Origin of the sequence: Pseudomonas sp. DR208, from assembly GCF_019823005.1 — a bacterium.
GTDB classification, from domain to species: domain Bacteria; phylum Pseudomonadota; class Gammaproteobacteria; order Pseudomonadales; family Pseudomonadaceae; genus Aquipseudomonas; species Aquipseudomonas extremorientalis.
The window spans coordinates 4,311,024-4,328,942 of record NZ_CP081944.1 but is presented as its reverse complement, the minus strand read 5'-3'; the positions used below and the strand labels follow the sequence as shown (position 1 = coordinate 4,328,942).

15 protein-coding genes and 1 tRNA gene are annotated in these 17,919 nt (G+C 56.3%); 13 read left to right on the top strand and 3 right to left on the bottom strand.

Annotated features, from left to right (window positions below):
- Entirely contained in the window at positions 1 to 1,029 is a 1,029-nt protein-coding gene (locus tag K5K89_RS19375) for a nucleoside hydrolase (RefSeq protein ID WP_071492189.1), read from the top strand.
- Between the two features lie 24 nt (positions 1,030 to 1,053).
- On the opposite strand, the gene K5K89_RS19370 is transcribed toward K5K89_RS19375, so the two are convergent.
- Positions 1,054 to 1,266: a hypothetical protein gene (locus K5K89_RS19370; protein ID WP_015884938.1), complete on the bottom strand. Its 213-nt coding sequence runs from the start codon at positions 1,264 to 1,266 to the stop codon at positions 1,054 to 1,056.
- 170 nt (positions 1,267 to 1,436) lie between these two features.
- Between K5K89_RS19370 and K5K89_RS19365 the strand changes: the two genes are divergently transcribed.
- A complete protein-coding gene (locus K5K89_RS19365) occupies positions 1,437 to 1,745 on the top strand; it encodes a hypothetical protein (RefSeq protein ID WP_071492213.1) in 309 nt (102 codons plus the stop codon).
- Positions 1,746 to 1,888: 143 nt separating this feature from the next.
- The gene (locus K5K89_RS19360; RefSeq protein ID WP_222540072.1) at positions 1,889 to 2,209 is read left to right on the top strand and encodes an I78 family peptidase inhibitor; all 321 of its coding nucleotides are present in this window, start codon (positions 1,889 to 1,891) and stop codon (positions 2,207 to 2,209) included.
- Between the two features lie 73 nt (positions 2,210 to 2,282).
- Here K5K89_RS19360 and K5K89_RS19355 read toward each other — a convergent pair whose 3' ends face one another.
- Together K5K89_RS19355 and K5K89_RS19350 are read right to left on the bottom strand one after the other, a co-directional pair.
- Entirely contained in the window at positions 2,283 to 2,495 is a 213-nt protein-coding gene (locus tag K5K89_RS19355; protein WP_003234260.1) for a cold-shock protein, read from the bottom strand.
- 289 nt (positions 2,496 to 2,784) lie between these two features.
- The gene (locus K5K89_RS19350) at positions 2,785 to 3,099 is read right to left on the bottom strand and encodes a hypothetical protein (protein ID WP_016978147.1); all 315 of its coding nucleotides are present in this window, start codon (positions 3,097 to 3,099) and stop codon (positions 2,785 to 2,787) included.
- Between the two features lie 367 nt (positions 3,100 to 3,466).
- On the opposite strand from K5K89_RS19350, the gene thrS reads away from it, so the two are divergent.
- The 10 genes from thrS to K5K89_RS19300 all read left to right on the top strand — a co-directional run bounded on the left by thrS (position 3,467) and on the right by K5K89_RS19300 (position 17,878).
- Positions 3,467 to 5,389 carry a threonine--tRNA ligase gene (gene thrS / locus K5K89_RS19345; protein ID WP_003192490.1) on the top strand — a complete coding sequence of 641 codons (1,923 nt, stop codon included), beginning with the start codon at positions 3,467 to 3,469 and terminating at the stop codon, positions 5,387 to 5,389.
- Complete coding sequence (gene infC / locus K5K89_RS19340; protein WP_169850653.1) at positions 5,389 to 5,940, top strand: translation initiation factor IF-3; 552 nt, start codon at positions 5,389 to 5,391, stop codon at positions 5,938 to 5,940. The genes thrS and infC overlap by 1 nt, the downstream gene beginning before the upstream one ends.
- A gap of 60 nt (positions 5,941 to 6,000) precedes the next feature.
- A complete protein-coding gene (gene rpmI / locus K5K89_RS19335; protein ID WP_002553160.1) occupies positions 6,001 to 6,195 on the top strand; it encodes a 50S ribosomal protein L35 in 195 nt (64 codons plus the stop codon).
- Positions 6,196 to 6,225: 30 nt separating this feature from the next.
- Positions 6,226 to 6,582: a 50S ribosomal protein L20 gene (gene rplT, locus K5K89_RS19330; RefSeq protein ID WP_002553161.1), complete on the top strand. Its 357-nt coding sequence runs from the start codon at positions 6,226 to 6,228 to the stop codon at positions 6,580 to 6,582.
- 108 nt (positions 6,583 to 6,690) lie between these two features.
- Positions 6,691 to 7,707 (top strand): phenylalanine--tRNA ligase subunit alpha, encoded by a 1,017-nt coding sequence (gene pheS, locus K5K89_RS19325; protein WP_003192486.1) that lies wholly within the window; start codon positions 6,691 to 6,693, stop codon positions 7,705 to 7,707.
- Positions 7,708 to 7,733: 26 nt separating this feature from the next.
- A complete protein-coding gene (pheT, locus tag K5K89_RS19320; protein WP_092250402.1) occupies positions 7,734 to 10,112 on the top strand; it encodes a phenylalanine--tRNA ligase subunit beta in 2,379 nt (792 codons plus the stop codon).
- A gap of 3 nt (positions 10,113 to 10,115) precedes the next feature.
- Positions 10,116 to 10,418 (top strand): integration host factor subunit alpha, encoded by a 303-nt coding sequence (gene ihfA, locus K5K89_RS19315; RefSeq protein WP_002553164.1) that lies wholly within the window; start codon positions 10,116 to 10,118, stop codon positions 10,416 to 10,418.
- Positions 10,399 to 10,755: a MerR family transcriptional regulator gene (locus K5K89_RS19310; RefSeq protein WP_010209127.1), complete on the top strand. Its 357-nt coding sequence runs from the start codon at positions 10,399 to 10,401 to the stop codon at positions 10,753 to 10,755. Before ihfA ends, K5K89_RS19310 begins: the two co-directional genes overlap by 20 nt.
- A 90-nt stretch (positions 10,756 to 10,845) precedes the next feature.
- Positions 10,846 to 10,922: transfer RNA gene (locus tag K5K89_RS19305), tRNA-Pro, on the top strand.
- Positions 10,923 to 11,248: 326 nt separating this feature from the next.
- Complete coding sequence (locus K5K89_RS19300; protein WP_222540071.1) at positions 11,249 to 17,878, top strand: DUF3320 domain-containing protein; 6,630 nt, start codon at positions 11,249 to 11,251, stop codon at positions 17,876 to 17,878.
- Positions 17,879 to 17,919 lie beyond the last annotated feature (41 nt).

Sequence of the window (17,919 nt, the reverse complement as noted above, 5' to 3'; positions counted from 1 at the left end):
ATGCAATATGGTCTTCCCACCCTGAAAAACCTGTTCCGGAGTGTTCTGCTTTTGTCTGCACTCACTGCTGCAAGCGCCCAGGCGGCGGAAAAAATCGACCTGATCATCGACACCGACCCAGGCGCCGATGATGTGGTGGCATTGTTGTTTGCCATGGCCTCCCAGGATGAGCTGAACATTCGCGCGCTCACCACCGTCGCCGGCAACGTGCGCCTGGACAAGACCTCCCGCAATGCACGCCTGGCCCGTGAATGGGCGGGGCGCGAGGACATCCCGGTGTACGCCGGTGCGCCCGCACCGCTGCTGCGCACGCCGATCTACGCCGAGAATATCCACGGTAAGGAGGGCATTTCCGGCGTCACCGTGCATGAGCCGAAAAAGGGCCTGGCGGACGGCAATGCCGTTGATTACCTGATCAATACCCTCAGCACTGCCAAGCCGCACAGCATCACCATCGCGATGCTCGGCCCGCAGACGAACCTGGCGCTGGCGCTGACCCAGGCACCGGAAATCACTCAGGGCATCAAGGAAGTGGTGGTAATGGGCGGCGCGCACTTCAACGGCGGCAATATCACGCCGGTGGCGGAGTTCAACCTGTTCGCCGACCCGGTCGCGGCTGAGATTGTGCTCAAGAGCGGTGTCAAGCTGACCTACCTGCCGCTGGACGTGACCCACAAGGTTCTGACCAGCGAAGCGCGCCTGAAAAAGATCGCCGACCTCAAGAACAACGCGAGCAAGGTGGTTGGCGATATTCTCAATGAATACGTCAAGGGCGACATGGAGCACTACGGTATTCCCGGCGGCCCGGTGCATGATGCAACCGTTATTGCCTACCTGCTCAAGCCTTCGCTGTTCAGCGGACGTGAGGTCAACGTGGTGGTGGACAGCCGTGAAGGCCCAACCTTCGGCCAGACCATCGTCGACTGGTACGACGGCCTGAAACAACCGAAGAACGCGTTCTGGGTGGAGAACGGTGATGCCCAGGGCTTCTTCGATCTGCTGACCGAGCGCCTGGCGCGTCTGAAGTAATGGGTTGACCGGTCCGGCCGGTTTTTATTCGCGCTCGGGGTTGTGTGCCCCCATGTGATCGGCCGGGTATTTCTCGAATATCTGGCCGATGAACGCTTGGGCTGCCTGCGTACCCAGTTCCTTGACCAGCAGGTCGATGCCGATGATTGCCAATTCCTCTGGGCTGCCGGGGCTGTAGGAGCTTTGTCCTTGGGGCCACTTGGCTTTGATATCGGCTTGGAGCGTTACGGTGGTCATGTAGGTCTCACGGGGCTGAAAGTACTGGGCAATGCGCTGGAACGCGGTTCTTACCGGGCCAGTTAACCATTTTGCATCGCGTTTGGCACTGATACTTAGGCATGAGTCGATTCGGCATGACGCTGCTGCTGTGCGACACTGTCCGCCTGTTTAATTGCCGGGGACACCACGTGCAGATCGATTTGAACAACCCCGAGAACCTGACGCTGGCGAATGTGCGCCAGCTCCTCGCCAGTGCCAGTGACGATGAACATGCTCAGTTGCGGGTGACCAAGGCCGGAATTGCCTATATCTCTTCAGGGAGGGTTGTCGGTGGCGTGGATATCGATGGGCTGCTGTTCCGGCTGGAGACTTGGGCCAAGGGTTCCGGATACGTAGGGAATGTGGCCGCCAGTGATGAAGTCTGGGTGACACAGATCTTCAATGCACTGAAGGAAAACTGGCCGAAGCCTGCGTTCGACTACATCGATATCTATTGAGCACATTCATATCCGGTCACGATTGAGCGGGCGAATGCCTGTCCCGACTCAGGCAAACTTGCCCGGTGGCGGTTTACGTCTTGAAACCAATCCGCACAATCGCTGTCGCACGATCTCTGTCCATTTTTATCATAGGAGGCTTCATGCCTTGGAAGCTCGCATCATTCGGTACTTTGTTGGCGGCACTTGCGTTGGCGGGTTGCAGCACCCCGGGTGCCTCTGAGCCAGCCAAAGACGCCACGGTGACCGACGCCGGTCATAGCCGCTGTGAGTCGAAGGCCGCCGAATTCACGATCGGCCAGAAAGCCTCGCCCCAGTTGCTGGAGCAGGCGCGTACCCGTGCCGGCGCGCAGAACGCGCGGATCCTCAAGCCGAATGACATGATCACCCTGGAATACCGCTCCGACCGCCTCAACCTGAACACCGATGACAACCTGGTGATCACGCGGGTCAATTGCGGCTAAGTCTCTCAAGGCTTTTGCAGTACCCATAAAAAACCCCGTCACATGGACGGGGTTTTTTTAGCTCAGCGGAGAATTACTCGCCGCGAACCTGTGCAGCTTGCATACCCTTTTGGCCTTTCTCAGCCACGAAGGAAACGGTTTGGCCTTCTTTCAGGCTTTTGAAACCGTCGCTTTCGATAGCTTTGAAGTGTACGAACAGGTCGTCACCGCCACCTTGAGGAGTGATGAAGCCGAAGCCTTTTTCATCGTTGAACCATTTAACGGTGCCGGTTTGGCGATTAGACATGGTGTATCTCCAAGAAACATATATTTTCAGTAGTGCTGTGCTGCTCAGGCCAACTGGGCACACCGGGCTATCATAGTCGAAATGTTCGGCTTGGGAGCCCCCCCAAGGCATTGTTTGCTAATCAATAGCGTTGCGTTTAGTCCCTGTTCCGGCTGAAAGCCCCGATCTACGGGGCTTGCGCCCGAAATATCAACTGGTAAAAAAAGCCGTAAAAGCTGCGTAATTTGTGAGAAATGGCAGTTTTACAGCCGTTTTACCGGTAAAAAAACCGTCTGATCTGTGGCAGATCTTACTTTTTCTTCACGACTTTGCAGGACGAAATAGCCGCGACTGCTTTGTTTTTAAGCTCCGGGCTGGCGTTCTGGTTGGTCATGAGCTCTTTGATTTCCGCAGTGCTCAATTCGGCGTTGATCTTGTCGGCGCCACATTCGCAGTGGGCTTTGGCAGTTTTGACGTCTACGTTCTGGCTGGCGGCTGCGCTGCAATCGCTGACGAAGCTGTCACGGGCACCGGCAGGCCAGTTGGACGGAGCGGCCGCCTGTGCACCGAGGGAAAGAAGGGTCAGGGAAGCGGCGAGAGCGAGGGTAGAGGTAAAACGCATCATGAGGATGCTCCTTTGGGTCGAGGACGAACGGCGATTCTCAGTGGGTTTGAGGCATTGCGTACAGCTCAAGTTCACTTTTGCAGCTATAAATGGCGGATTTTGTCGTAACGCAAGATAGCAGCGCCGCGATGACCGTTCATCTGTGCTAGCATCTTGCGCTTGGCTATTTCCAGGCGTGCTAATTGCCGCCTTGCCAGGTTCTTTTTAGCTCACTCCAGTCACTCTGGTTCGATTATCGGTTGGCCGAAAGGCTCCTGCCGCTGTAAGGCAGGCGTTCATCATTGAACGGCCTGGTGTTGGATCTTGTACTGGCTCATCCCAACCCACGTGACCTTTGGTAGGGGTCACCACTAGGAGAGGAGGCGCCATGCCAACTATTACTCTTCCCGACGGCAGTCAACGTTCATTCGATCATCCGGTTTCCGTAGCCGAGGTCGCCGCATCCATCGGTGCAGGCCTGGCCAAGGCCACTGTAGCCGGCAAGGTCGACGGCAAGCTGGTCGATGCCAGCGACCTGATCACCAGCGACGCCAGCCTGCAAATCATCACGCCCAAGGATCAAGAGGGGCTGGAGATCATTCGCCACTCTTGCGCGCACTTGATTGGCCATGCGGTCAAGCAGCTGTACCCCACCGCGAAGATGGTGATCGGCCCGGTCATTGAAGAAGGCTTCTATTACGACATTGCCTACGAGCGTCCTTTCACTCCGGACGACCTGGCTGCCATCGAACAACGCATGCACGCGCTGATCGAAAAAGACTACGACGTGATCAAGAAGGTCACGCCGCGCGCCGAAGTGATCGACGTGTTCACCGCCCGTGGCGAAGACTACAAACTGCGCCTGGTGGAAGACATGCCGGACGAGCAGGCCATGGGCCTGTACTACCACGAAGAATACGTCGACATGTGCCGTGGCCCGCACGTGCCGAACACACGCTTTCTCAAGTCCTTCAAGCTGACCAAGCTGTCCGGCGCCTACTGGCGTGGCGACGCGAAGAACGAGCAACTGCAGCGGATCTATGGCACTGCCTGGGCTGACAAGAAGCAACTGGCGGCCTACATCCAGCGCATCGAAGAAGCCGAGAAACGCGACCACCGCAAGATCGGCAAGCGCCTGAACCTGTTCCACCTCCAGGAAGAAGCGCCGGGCATGGTGTTCTGGCATCCGAACGGCTGGACCCTGTACCAGGTGCTCGAGCAATACATGCGCAAAGTTCAGCGCGAAAATGGCTACCTGGAGATCAAGACACCTCAGGTCGTTGACCGCAGCCTGTGGGAAAAGTCCGGGCACTGGGCCAACTACGCCGACAACATGTTCACCACCCAGTCGGAAAACCGCGACTACGCCATCAAGCCCATGAACTGCCCTTGCCACGTGCAGGTGTTCAACCAGGGCCTAAAGAGCTACCGCGAGTTGCCGATGCGCCTGGCCGAGTTCGGTGCCTGCCACCGTAACGAGCCATCGGGTGCGCTGCACGGCATCATGCGCGTGCGTGGTTTTACCCAGGACGACGCCCACATCTTCTGCACCGAGGAGCAGATGCAGGCCGAATCCGCCGCGTTCATCAAGCTGACCATGGACGTTTATCGTGATTTCGGCTTTACCGAAGTCGAGATGAAGCTGTCCACTCGTCCGGAAAAACGCGTCGGCTCCGACGAACTGTGGGACCGCGCCGAAGCGGCACTGGCCGCTGCGCTCGACAGTGCGGGCCTTGCGTACGACCTGCAACCGGGCGAGGGCGCTTTCTACGGTCCGAAGATCGAGTTCTCGCTGAAAGATTGCCTTGGCCGCGTCTGGCAGTGTGGTACCCTGCAGCTCGATTTTAACCTGCCGATCCGTCTGGGAGCCGAATACGTCTCCGAAGACAACAGCCGTAAGCACCCGGTTATGCTGCACCGGGCGATCCTTGGCTCGTTCGAACGGTTCGTCGGGATCCTGATCGAGCACTACGAGGGTGCATTCCCTGCGTGGCTGGCTCCGACCCAGGCAGTGATCATGAATATCACTGATAAACAGGCAGATTTTGCCGCTGAAGTTGAAAAAACACTCAACGAAAGCGGATTTCGTGCCAAGTCCGACTTGAGAAATGAAAAGATCGGCTTTAAAATCCGCGAGCATACTTTGCTCAAGGTTCCCTATCTTTTGGTTATCGGAGATCGGGAAGTCGAGATGCAGACTGTCGCTGTGCGTACTCGTGAAGGTGCTGACCTGGGCTCGATGCCCGTCGCCCAGTTCGCTGAGTTCCTCGCGCAAGCGGTTTCCCGGCGTGGTCGCCCAGATTCGGAGTAATTATTATTAAGCGTGAAATGAGACAAGATAAACGAGCTGCACCGAAAGCCCCGATCAACGAGAATATCTCGGCACGCGAGGTTCGGTTAATTGGCGCTGACGGCGAGCAGATTGGCATCGTCTCGATTGATGAAGCGCTTCGTATCGCTGAAGAGTCCAAACTGGACCTGGTGGAAATCTCCGCCGACGCAGTCCCGCCTGTTTGCCGGGTGATGGACTACGGCAAGTCGATCTTCGAAAAGAAGAAGCAGATTGCTGCGGCGAAGAAGAACCAGAAGCAGATTCAAGTAAAAGAAATCAAGTTTCGTCCAGGGACGGAGGAAGGGGATTACCAGGTAAAACTGCGCAACCTGGTACGTTTCCTGAGTGATGGGGACAGGGCCAAGGTATCCTTGCGATTCCGCGGCCGTGAGATGGCCCACCAGGAGCTGGGGATGGAACTCCTCAAGCGGGTTGAAGCTGACCTGCTCGAGTACGGTTCGGTCGAACAGCATCCTAAGATGGAAGGACGCCAGCTGATCATGGTCATCGCCCCGAAAAAGAAGAAGTAATCAACAGGGCACGGCAGGCCTTCTGATTATGTTTATCAACTGAATGCGGAGTATCCGAACATGCCAAAGATGAAGACTAAAAGTGGTGCTGCTAAGCGGTTTCTGAAAACTGCTAACGGTATCAAGCACAAGCACGCTTTCAAGAGCCACATCCTGACCAAAATGTCGACCAAGCGTAAGCGTCAACTGCGCGGTAGCAGCTTGCTGCATCCGTCTGACGTGGCAAAAGTCGAGCGCATGCTGCGCCTTCGTTAATTTTTGGATCAAGAATAGAGGAAGTAACTCATGGCTCGTGTAAAGCGTGGCGTCATTGCCCGTAAGCGTCACAAAAAAATTCTGAAACTTGCTAAAGGCTACTACGGCGCGCGTTCGCGCGTATTCCGTGTTGCCAAGCAAGCGGTAATCAAGGCAGGCCAATACGCCTACCGTGACCGTCGTCAGAAAAAACGTCAGTTCCGCGCTCTGTGGATCGCTCGTATCAACGCTGGTGCACGTGTTAACGGTCTGTCCTACAGCCGTTTCATCGCTGGCCTGAAAAAAGCGTCCATCGAGATCGACCGTAAGGTTCTGGCTGATCTGGCAGTGAACGAAAAAGCGGCGTTTGCTGCGATTGTCGAGAAAGCTAAAGCCACCTTGGCTTAAGTACCCCCGACAGTCACCCTGGGTTACGCTGTAGCCCAAGGTGTTAAACGTCATAAATAGGGGAAGAGCCTTCAAGCTCTTCCCCTATTTTGTATCTGGAGTCTGTACATGGAAAACCTGGACGCGCTCGTCGCTCAAGCCCTTGAGGCTGTGCAAAGCGCTGAAGATGTAAATGCCCTGGAGCAAATCCGGGTTCACTACCTTGGCAAGAAAGGTGAATTGACTCAGGTGATGAAGACCCTGGGGAATTTGCCGGCTGAAGAGCGCCCGCAAGTCGGTGCGCTGATCAACGTCGCCAAGGAGCGTGTCACAGAGGTGCTCAATGCGCGCAAGGCGTCGCTCGAGGAGGCCGATCTTGCGGCCAAGCTCGCCGCCGAGTCCATTGACGTAACCCTGCCTGGCCGTGGTCAGGCATCGGGCGGTCTGCATCCGATCACCCGGACTCTGGAACGTATCGAACAGTTCTTCACCCATATCGGCTACGGCATCGCCGAAGGCCCTGAGGTCGAAGACGATTATCACAACTTCGAGGCGCTCAACATCCCAGGCCACCACCCGGCCCGATCGATGCACGACACCTTCTATTTCAACGCGAACATGTTGTTGCGCACCCATACCTCGCCGGTACAGGTCCGCACCATGGAAGCGAACAAACCGCCGATCCGCATCGTCTGCCCAGGCCGTGTATACCGCAGCGACTCCGATATCACCCACTCGCCGATGTTTCACCAGGTCGAAGGCCTGCTGGTTGATCGCGATATCAACTTCGCCGACCTCAAGGGCACCATCGAAGAATTCCTGCGGGTGTTCTTCGAGAAGGAGCTGGCGGTACGTTTCCGTCCATCGTTCTTCCCGTTCACCGAGCCGTCCGCTGAAGTCGATATGGAATGCGTGATGTGCAGTGGTAAAGGCTGCCGCGTCTGCAAACAGACCGGCTGGCTGGAAGTGATGGGCTGCGGCATGGTTCACCCCAACGTGCTGCGCATGTCCGGCATCGATCCGGAAGAATTCTCGGGCTTTGCCTTCGGCATGGGTGTAGAGCGTCTGGCCATGCTGCGTTACGGCGTGAACGACTTGCGTCTGTTCTTCGACAACGACTTGCGGTTCCTCGCGCAATTTCGCTAGTCGTAACGAATCTTTAGGAGAGCAGGATGAAATTCAGTGAACAATGGCTGCGTGGCTGGGTAAGCCCGCAGGTTAGTCGCGACGAGCTGGTTGCGCGTCTGTCGATGGCCGGTCTTGAGGTCGATAGCGTTACGCCGGCCGCCGGTGTTTTCAGTGGGGTGGTGGTAGGCGAGGTGCTGAGCACCGAGCAACATCCCGACGCTGACAAGTTGCGCGTATGCCAGGTGAGCAATGGCGCGGAAACCTTCCAGGTCGTGTGCGGAGCGCCCAATGTGCGCCCGGGCCTGAAGATCCCGTTCGCCATGATCGGTGCCGAGTTGCCGGGCGACTTCAAGATCAAGAAGGCCAAGCTGCGTGGCGTTGAATCCAACGGCATGCTGTGTTCCCAGGCGGAGTTGCAGGTCGGCGAGGGCAATGATGGCCTGATGGAACTGCCGGCCGACGCGCCCGTGGGCCAGGACATCCGCGTTTACCTGGAACTGGAAGACGCCAGCATCGAGGTCGACCTGACCCCGAACCGTGGCGACTGCCTGTCCCTGGCCGGCCTGGCGCGTGAAGTGGGCGCTTTGTACAACGCCCCGGTCACTCGTCCGGTCGTTGCAGCTGTACTCGCTGTGCACGACGAAGTACGTCCGATCGACGTGCTGGCCCCCAACGCCTGCCCACGTTACCTGGGCCGGGTGATCCGCAACGTCGACCTGTCCAGGCCCACCCCGCTGTGGATGGTTGAACGCCTGCGCCGCGCTGACGTGCGCAGCATCGACGCTGCCGTCGACATCACCAACTACGTGATGCTGGAGCTGGGTCAACCGCTGCACGCGTTCGACCTTGCCGAAATCAACGGCGGCATCCGTGTGCGCATGGCGGAAGAAGGCGAGAAGCTGGTGTTGCTCGATGGTCAGGAAGTCAGCCTTCGCGCAGACACCCTGGTTATCGCCGACCACTCCCGCGCCCTGGCGATTGCCGGCGTGATGGGTGGCGAGCACAGCGGCGTATCCGCTACCACTCGCGACGTATTCCTCGAAAGCGCATTCTTCGACCAGATCGCTATCGCCGGCAAGGCCCGTTCCTATGGCCTGCACACCGACGCGTCGCACCGCTATGAGCGCGGCGTGGACTGGAACCTCGCCCGTGAAGCCATGGAGCGCGCCACTGGCCTGCTGCTGGAAATCACTGGCGGCGAAGCCGGCCCGATCACCGAAACCGTCAACAAGCAGTTCCTGCCATCGGTTGCGCCGATCACCCTGCGTGCCAAAAGTGTTGAGCAGATGCTTGGCCTGGTGATCGAACCGGCTGAAATCGAGCAACTGTTGTCCGCCCTCGGCCTGGGTATTTCCGCCGGTGGGGAAGGGCAGTGGAGCGTTGAAGTACCAAGCCATCGCTTCGATATCAGCCTGGAAGTCGACCTGATCGAAGAACTGGCCCGCCTCTACGGCTACAACCGCCTGCCGGTTCGTTACCCGCAAGCGCGCCTGGCGCCGCAACCCAAGGCCGAGGCGCGTGCGCACCTGCCTGAGCTGCGTCGCCTGCTGGTTGCCCGTGGCTACCAGGAAGCGGTGACCTACAGTTTCATCGATCCCAAGCAGTTCGAACTGTTCAACCCTGGCGTCGAGCCGCTGCTGTTGGCGAACCCGATCTCCAACGACATGGCGGCCATGCGTTCGTCCCTGTGGCCAGGCCTGGTGAAAGCACTTTCCCATAACCTGAATCGTCAGCAAGACCGCGTGCGCATGTTCGAGAGCGGCCTGCGTTTCGTTGGCCAGCTCGATGGCCTGAAACAAGAGCCAATGCTGGCTGGCGTGGTGTGCGGTAGTCGCCTGCCGGAAGGCTGGGCACAGGGCCGCGATGCCGTGGACTTCTTCGACGTCAAGGCTGACGTGGAAGCGGTGCTGGGCTTTGCCGGTGCACTGGACGCCTTCACCTTCGTACCAGGCAGCCATCCGGCGTTGCACCCAGGCCAGACAGCACGCATCGAGCGCGAAGGGCGTTTGGTAGGTTTCGTCGGCGCCCTTCACCCTGAACTGTCGAAAACCCTCGGTCTTGATCGTCCGGTGTTTGTGTTCGAACTGGTCCTGGCTGAAGTGGCTTCGGGCAAAATGCCTAAATTCAGCGAACTGTCGCGCTTCCCTGAAGTGCGCCGTGACCTGGCGCTGATTGCCGACCGTGACGTGGCTGCCACTGCCGTTCTGGATGTAATCCGTGAAAATGCAGGGGAATGGCTGACAGACCTCAGGCTATTTGACGTCTATCAGGGTAAAGGTATTGATCCGCATAGAAAAAGCCTTGCAGTTGGCTTGACCTGGCAGCATCCATCGCGCACTCTTAATGACGATGAGGTGAATGCCACGACACAAAATATACTCACCTCGCTCGAACAAAGGTTGAACGCCACGTTAAGGAAGTGACGTATGGGGGCTTTGACGAAAGCTGAGATGGCGGAACGTCTGTACGAAGAGTTGGGTCTGAACAAGCGCGAGGCCAAGGAATTGGTCGAGCTGTTTTTTGAAGAGATCAGACACGCTCTGGAAGACAACGAACAGGTCAAATTGTCCGGTTTCGGCAATTTTGACCTGCGGGACAAACGCCAGCGGCCTGGCCGCAATCCAAAAACGGGAGAAGAAATCCCGATCACGGCTCGCCGTGTGGTCACCTTTCGTCCAGGGCAGAAGTTGAAGGCCCGAGTTGAGGCTTATGCTGGAACCAAGTCATAACGACGAGCTACCCGTCATCCCAGGCAAACGCTACTTCACCATTGGTGAAGTCAGCGAGCTTTGTGCGGTAAAGCCGCATGTGCTGCGCTATTGGGAGCAGGAGTTTCCTCAGCTCAACCCCGTCAAACGCACCGGGAACCGTCGGTATTATCAGCGCCAGGATGTGCTGATGATCCGACAGATCCGAGCGTTGCTCTACGATCAGGGGTTTACCATCAGCGGCGCGCGCCAGCGTATGTCCGGTGATGAAGCCAAAGACGACACCACCCAATACAAACAAATGATCCGCCAGATGATCGCCGAACTCGAAGATGTGCTGGTGGTGCTGAAAAAGTAATTCCGGCTTTTAAAATACTTCCACATTTCAAAAGCTTGCGGTATATTCCGGTTCGCTTCGTCAAGAAGCAAACCCAGTAACACGCCTAGTCGGGGCGTAGCGCAGTCCGGTAGCGCACTAGCATGGGGTGCTAGGGGTCGAGTGTTCGAATCACTCCGTCCCGACCATATAATTCAAAGGGTTGCGAGATTTTATCTCGCGACCCTTTTTTATTTTCAGGTGTTTTTACCCCCACGAAACGCCCGGCTCTTGATGGACATTTCGATGTGATACCACTATCGGAGTTTGCCCAGTGGACTTCGATCCTTTTTCGATATTGAGCTGCGTCGGTCGTAATATGTGACGTTCGATGATGGGCAGAGAAACCAGTGACGACCAAAGGCACATTACGGCTGTCGCTATAAGAGATATCATCCCGCCATCAGCTCAATAGGAGCTCCCTGGCCGTTCAGTTTCGGCACTCCCTTGAGCATAACGACAAGGATTGTTGCGCATGGACGATATCGTTCAGCCCCTCACACCCCAAGAAGAAGCCCCGCCTAAGGAAGTAAAGGTCCTTGCCACCTTGGTAGCAAAGCTAAATCTTGCAGATTTCCAGAACGCTATCCCTGTGATTCGCGAGCTTCGTATCTCGAACGAAACGAGTAATCGTTTCGTCAATGCCACTCTTACGCTTAGCTCGGCCCCCGAGGTATTTAAGTCCAAGATCTGGCGGATCGACGAGATCGCTGCAGATAGCTTCCGGGTCATACCTGGGCTTGATCTTGTCTTGGACGGCCCGTTGTTGAGTCGCCTGACAGAGTCAGAAATGTCGACCTTTACATTTGTCCTCGAAGCCGATGACAAGGAGGCGGAGAGCGGTCGCAAGGAAGTTGCTCGGCTTGAACAGGTCGTAGACCTTTTGCCCAGAAACCAGTGGGGCGGATTGCGGCACTTACCAGATATGACTGCGGCTTTTGTTCAGCCGAATGATGCAGCGGTTGAGCGGTTGCTCAAACAGGCAGCCGAGTTGCTTCGTCTTAGCGATAAGCCGTCCGCACTTGACGGATATGAGGGTGGCCCCAAAAGAGCTTGGCAGTTGGCGTCGGCAGTGTGGGGCGCGGTGGCGCGCATGAAGCTCGACTATGCGTTGCCGCCGGCCAGCTTTGAACAATCAGGACAGAAGATTCGTAGCCCCAGTCAGCTTGCTGACTCCGGGTTGGCTACTTGTCTCGACCTGACTCTGCTTTTCTGCGCAGCATTGGAGCAGATTGGTCTTAACCCCGTGATCGTATTCACCCATGGTCATGCTTTTGCTGGTTTGTGGCTTAAGCCAGAAGAGTTTACGACTGCCGTGGTGGATGATGTCACTGCAGTACGTAAGCGGGTGAAGCTTCAGGAGCTCGTGCTGTTTGAGACCACTCTTATTACCCACGCCTCGATACCGCCATTCTCTTATGCGGTAGAGATGGGCACGAAACAGGTAGCCGAAGACGCTGAAAGTGTTTTCGAGATGCTGCTAGATATCCGTCGCGCCCGTTTGCAACGTATCAAACCGCTCGCCAGCTCAGAGGCTCAGATTGCACGTGTCGCCGTTGCTGAGTCTGATGAAGCCCCATCGCTTCTTGTGGAGGAAGGGATTGGCATCGCCGATGACAATATTAAGGTGCAGGTTGAGGATCTGTCTAAGCTCGACCCAGCAGATCGCCTCGGCCGGTGGCAGCGAAAGCTTCTGGATCTGTCGCTTCGAAATAACTTGCTCAATTTCAAAATGGGTAAGCGAGCGCTGAAGCTTGAATCTCCTGATCCCGGTGCTCTCGAGGACATTCTTGCAAGTGGACAGTCTCTGAAGCTGCTTACCAGGCCTGAACTGATGGATGGCGCAGATCCGCGTGAGCGCACACTCTATGAACAGCGTGAGCGAGAAGATGTTCGCCGTCGTCATGCTGAAGATGCTCTCAAGCGTAGGGAAGTATTCGTTGCGCTGACGTCCGCCGAAATGGATGTCCGGTTAACTGAGTTATATCGAAGCGCTCGTACTGCTTTGCAGGAAGGTGGCTCCAACACGCTTTTCCTGGCCATCGGTTTCCTTAGTTGGACGCGTGAGGATAGAGCTGGGCAGAAGTACAAAGCGCCACTGGTCTTGGTTCCTGTCACTTTGGAGCGTAAGAGCGCACGCTCCGGATTCACCATGGTGCTGCACGATGATGAGCCTCGTTTTAACCCGACTCTGATCGAGATGCTGCGTCAAGACTTTGAGCTGGGCTTAGGTTCGCTGGAGCAGGAGCTGCCTCGGGACGACTCCGGTCTGGATATCGTAGGCATTTGGAACAAAGTTGGTCATGCGATTAAGGACATCGCTGGCTGGGAGCTGAACGAGGACGTTGTGCTCTCGATGTTCTCGTTTGCCAAGTATCTTATGTGGAAGGATCTTGCCGAGAATGCAGAGCACCTTCGACAGAGCCCTGTAGTCCAGCACCTTCTGGATACGCCACGTGATTCGTTCATCTCCGATACCCCGTTTCCGGAGGCTGAGTCTCTGGACCGTGATTACGGCCCGACTGATGTGTTCTGCCCACTGCCATCTGATTCATCTCAGCTTGCGGCTGTGATGGCCGCAGCCAAGGGTAAAGACTTCGTTCTCATCGGCCCACCTGGCACGGGTAAAAGCCAAACGATTTCCAACATGATCGCCCAGTCGATCGCTCAAGGGCGCCGGGTGCTGTTCGTGTCTGAGAAAATTGCTGCCCTGGATGTCGTGTACCGGCGCTTGCGTGAAATCGGTCTGGGTGAGTTCTGCCTTGAACTTCACTCTAGCAAAGCTCGGAAAACGGATGTCCTTGCTCAGTTACAGTCGGCTTGGGAAGCGAAAGGGCAGGTAGATGCTGCCGCATGGGAGGTGGAAGCGCAGCGGCTCGCGTCCCTGCGTGACAGCCTCAATATTTATGTCGAGCGTCTGCATCGCCGGCACCGCAACGGCTACACCATCTACGATGCCATCGGGACGGTGACATCGGGTGTTGATGAGGCAGTAGCTCCACTTGGTTGGCCATCTCCGGAAACGCATGATCAGAAGGCCATGCTTGAACTTCGAGAGCTGGGCGACCGCCTTGAAGTGAACGCACAGGCTGTGGGTTACAGTCAGCTGGCAGGCAACGCTTTGTCCGGGGTAGGCCAAGCAGAGTGGTCGCCTCATTGGCAGCAACAATTCGTGCAGGCGGCTCGTGACGTGCTTCCCGCTGTGCTTGAAGTCCAGAGAGCTGCCGATCGCTTTGTTGAGCTGTCTGGGCTTCCTGTTACGGAGTACACCCCAACAGCGCTTGAGGGGCTATCGATCCTTTCTCGAGCACTTCCCGCTGCCGCTGGGCATGATTGGCGTTTCGCACTGCGCCCCGATGCTCGCTCGATTTCTAAACGTCTGAGTGACGGCTGCACTTGGGTCGACGAACACCGGGACATTAACTCCAGACTCTCATCCCTCTGGTCCTCTCGTATTATTGCTGAAGCTAAACAAGGCATTGATTTGCTGCAGCAACGCCGCGCTACGTTCGTTGATCTAGGCTCGGCCTGGCCAGAAAATGTCACTGACGTTCTCGGGCAAGCTGTCACATTGCTGTGTCAGATAGACGACCTCAAGCACCAGCTAACGGCGTCCTACGTTGATGCGATTGAAGTACTTGATACCGAACTCCTGCTGCGCGAGTGGAAAGACGCGGAGGAGTCTTTCTGGCCTAAGTCTTGGTTCGGAAAACGCCGCATTGCTGGGCTATTGGCTCCGACGCAGACGTCAACAGGTGAAGTCGACAATGGCAAGGATCTCGCTACTTGGGTAGAGATTCGGTCGGTGCGTCGAGCAATCGATGAGCTGGAGCCAGGTCATGAGTGTGTTGCTGTTTGGCAAGGTGCCAAATCCGAAGCAACGCATCTCGCGACAGCGATCAAGCTGCAAGAGGCTATGCGACTTCAGAAAAGTAATTCTGCCTGGATCGATGACGGCTTGCAGTTGGTTGAGCAGGGCCAGCTAGGTGATGGCCTGAAGGAGGAACTCCGCCGGCTGCGTGCGCTGACTCGTCTCGATGCTGGGTTAGATGAGCTGGTTGATCTCAGCTCAGCAACTAGCTCTCTCTGGAGCGGTTTGACCACGGATATTGACGTGCTGACTGCAGCTCTGCGCTTCCAGGCTGAACGACGTGGCATAGAAGAACGCGGTCGGCTTGTCGACGACCATCCTCATGTAGAGGAGGGGCGTTGTGGCTCGTCGTTAAAAGCTGATTTTGAGTTGCTCAAGAACAGAGCAGCAGTTGAGCGAGAGTTGGTGGATCTGGCCGATCTGCGAGAAATCGTTCCTGTCTGGAATGACTTGAAAACGAAAGTTGATGTCGTGCGTAGTGCGGCAGCGTTTCAGGGGGAGATGGCTACCGCGGTGGCGAAGCTGGCACTCAATCCTGAGCAGGTCGCGGCCTACAAAACACCGCTTCAAACTCTGTTGGGGGATGGTAACGCACTACTTGAACCGGAGGCTGCTATAGCCAATGCCGGTGTTGCTCTTCGAGAAAAGCTTGAGTTGCTACAGGCGCGAGCGGCGCACCTGACGGCTGTCGGTCATTTCACCGAAATGGGCGTCATCGAAACTGCTCACCTGGCGCTAAGTGATATCAAGACAAACTGCGAAACTGTCGTCTCGTCTGAATCGCGCCTTAAGGCATGGTGCGCTTGGCGGAAGGTTCGCGATGAAGCCTACGCTGTCGGCCTGGCGCCGATTGTTCAAGCGATGGAAGCAGGAGCTATCAGCTCTGGAAAAGTCCGGCGTGTATTGGAAGTAAATTATGCTCGCTGGTGGCTGAATACGACGGTCGACAACGAAGAGGTGATCCGGACGTTCGTCAGCGTGGAGCATGAGCAACGCATTCGCGATTTCCGCGCTTTGGACGACAAGTTCACCGAGTTGACCAAAGACTGGCTCCGAGCTCGGCTGTGTTCCGACCTACCAAGCCAAGACAGTGTAAGTCGCTCTTCAGAGTGGGGAGTCCTGCGACATGAGATGGGCAAGAAGACCAAGCACATTCCATTGCGGGAGCTGATGAGTCGTGCGCCAGAAGCGCTAACCAAGCTGACTCCATGCTTGCTCATGAGTCCTCTATCCATTGCTCAGTATCTGCCTCCTGCCTCAACGCCATTCGATCTCGTTATCTTCGATGAGGCATCTCAAATACCTGTCTGGGATGCCATCGGCGCCATGGCCCGAGGGAAGCAAGTGGTGATGGTGGGCGACCCCAAACAGCTCCCTCCAACTTCGTTCTTTAACCGCGCTGAGTCGACCGCTGAAGATGAGGATGTAGAGGCTGATCTCGAGAGTATTCTGGACGAGTGCATCAGTGCCAATCTGCCAATGCGTAATCTTAACTGGCACTACCGTAGCCGCCACGAAAGTCTGATCGCTTTCTCGAACCAGCGATACTACCAGTCGAAGCTGGTGACCTTCCCATCACCGTTTACGGCCGACAAAGCAGTACGGTTATGCCCAGTCCCGGGTGTATATGACAAGGGCGGGTCGCGAACAAACTTAATTGAAGCAAGATATTTAGTTGCTGATTTGGTTGCTCGCCTACAGTCTCCGGCCTTCCGCGAAAGCGGGCGGACCGTGGGGGTCGTAACCTTTAACGGCGAGCAACAGAAACTCATCATGGACATGCTGGATGAGGCTTGCCGGAAAGACCCATCACTCGATTCGTATTTCGCTGAGTCCGAGCTGGAGCCTGTGTTCGTCAAGAACCTTGAGAGCGTTCAAGGCGATGAGCGAGACATCATCTATTTCTCGACCACCTACGGAAAAGACGCTGCCGGTGTGCTGTCCATGAACTTCGGTCCGATGAACCGCCCTGGTGGTGAGCGTCGACTGAACGTGGCAATAACCCGTGCTCGCCAGGAGCTAGTGGTGTTTTCGACCTTGCGCCCAGAGCATATTGATCTAGCTCGTACGCAAGCGATCGGGGTTCGAGATCTTAAGCACTTCTTGGAGTTTGCAGAGCGTGGCCCACGGGCTCTCGCAGAGGCTGACTTTGGTAGCGTGGGTAGTTTCGACAGCCCATTCGAAGAGGCGGTTGCAGCGGCCTTGGCTAAAAAGGGATGGCAGATATTTACCCAGATTGGCGTTTCCTCCTTTCGGATAGACCTTGGAGTTGTTCACCCTGACGCACCTGGACGATACCTTGCCGGGATTGAATGCGACGGTGCTACCTATCACCGCAGTGCGACCGCTCGTGATCGTGACAAGCTCCGTGAGTTTGTACTGCGTGGACTTGGCTGGGAGATCGTTAGGATATGGTCGACGGACTGGTGGGTTGATGCAATTGGAACTGCCGAAAAGGTACATCAACGTCTGACCGAACTCCTTGCTGAGTCCCGAGCCAAGCAGGCTGTCATCGATGCCGCTCAAGAGGCAGAGCGACTAAAAATCGACGCAGCTATGGCTGAGGTCATTGAGGTAGTAAGTCAGGTTACTGTGGTCGCCACAGTGGATAGTGTGGGGTCATCCAATGACCCCTCAGGTGCATTCCCTGATTTGAAGTACGCCAAGGCTGCATCTATCAAACCAGATGAGGATGTCCTGGCTTTTGCTCGTCCCCTTGAATATTTGATTTATAAAGAATCCGACCCTCGTCAGGCTGTAGGGTTGGTCGATCCAGATCGGTTCTTTGAGGCGAGTTACACGGAAACGTTGGAGCAGATGATTGCTCATGTCGTGGCGGAAGAGGGACCGGTTCTGGACACGGCGCTTGCAAGGCGCATTGCACGTGCTCATGGCTGGGTACGAACCGGCTCACGGATACGTGATCGCGTTGACCAACTTGCCCGGGCTCGATTCCGCTCACATGAAGAGGAGCAGACAGGAGTCTTTTTCTGGCCTACTCATATCGAGTCGGACGCCAGTGTCGTCTTCCGTAAGCCCGGCGACGAAGACTCCACGAGAGGGCTATCTGAAATCTGCCTGCCAGAACTGCGTGCTTTGGTTGATGAGATGGTGCAACGGGGGCACGAAGGGGAGTCCTTGATATACGCGGTCGCGAAGGAAGCTGGTGTAAGCAAGCTTGCTCATGCAGGACGTCAGCGAATTGAGAAGGCCATACGTCAAACGGCGGAGTAGCGAGAAGAAAGGGGGGCCGTGAAGGTACCCCTTATTTGTGA

What these genes read in the sequence shown, in the direction of transcription:
- K5K89_RS19375 (WP_071492189.1), top strand. Translation starts at nt 1, where the DNA reads ATGCAATATGGTCTTCCCACCCTGAAAAACCTGTTCCGGAGTGTTCTG.
- K5K89_RS19370 (WP_015884938.1), bottom strand. Translation starts at nt 1,266, where the DNA reads ATGACCACCGTAACGCTCCAAGCCGATATCAAAGCCAAGTGGCCCCAA.
- K5K89_RS19360 (WP_222540072.1), top strand. Translation starts at nt 1,889, where the DNA reads ATGCCTTGGAAGCTCGCATCATTCGGTACTTTGTTGGCGGCACTTGCG.
- K5K89_RS19355 (WP_003234260.1), bottom strand. Translation starts at nt 2,495, where the DNA reads ATGTCTAATCGCCAAACCGGCACCGTTAAATGGTTCAACGATGAAAAA.
- K5K89_RS19350 (WP_016978147.1), bottom strand. Translation starts at nt 3,099, where the DNA reads ATGATGCGTTTTACCTCTACCCTCGCTCTCGCCGCTTCCCTGACCCTT.
- thrS (WP_003192490.1), top strand. Translation starts at nt 3,467, where the DNA reads ATGCCAACTATTACTCTTCCCGACGGCAGTCAACGTTCATTCGATCAT.
- rpmI (WP_002553160.1), top strand. Translation starts at nt 6,001, where the DNA reads ATGCCAAAGATGAAGACTAAAAGTGGTGCTGCTAAGCGGTTTCTGAAA.
- rplT (WP_002553161.1), top strand. Translation starts at nt 6,226, where the DNA reads ATGGCTCGTGTAAAGCGTGGCGTCATTGCCCGTAAGCGTCACAAAAAA.
- pheS (WP_003192486.1), top strand. Translation starts at nt 6,691, where the DNA reads ATGGAAAACCTGGACGCGCTCGTCGCTCAAGCCCTTGAGGCTGTGCAA.
- pheT (WP_092250402.1), top strand. Translation starts at nt 7,734, where the DNA reads ATGAAATTCAGTGAACAATGGCTGCGTGGCTGGGTAAGCCCGCAGGTT.
- ihfA (WP_002553164.1), top strand. Translation starts at nt 10,116, where the DNA reads ATGGGGGCTTTGACGAAAGCTGAGATGGCGGAACGTCTGTACGAAGAG.
- K5K89_RS19310 (WP_010209127.1), top strand. Translation starts at nt 10,399, where the DNA reads ATGCTGGAACCAAGTCATAACGACGAGCTACCCGTCATCCCAGGCAAA.
- K5K89_RS19300 (WP_222540071.1), top strand. Translation starts at nt 11,249, where the DNA reads ATGGACGATATCGTTCAGCCCCTCACACCCCAAGAAGAAGCCCCGCCT.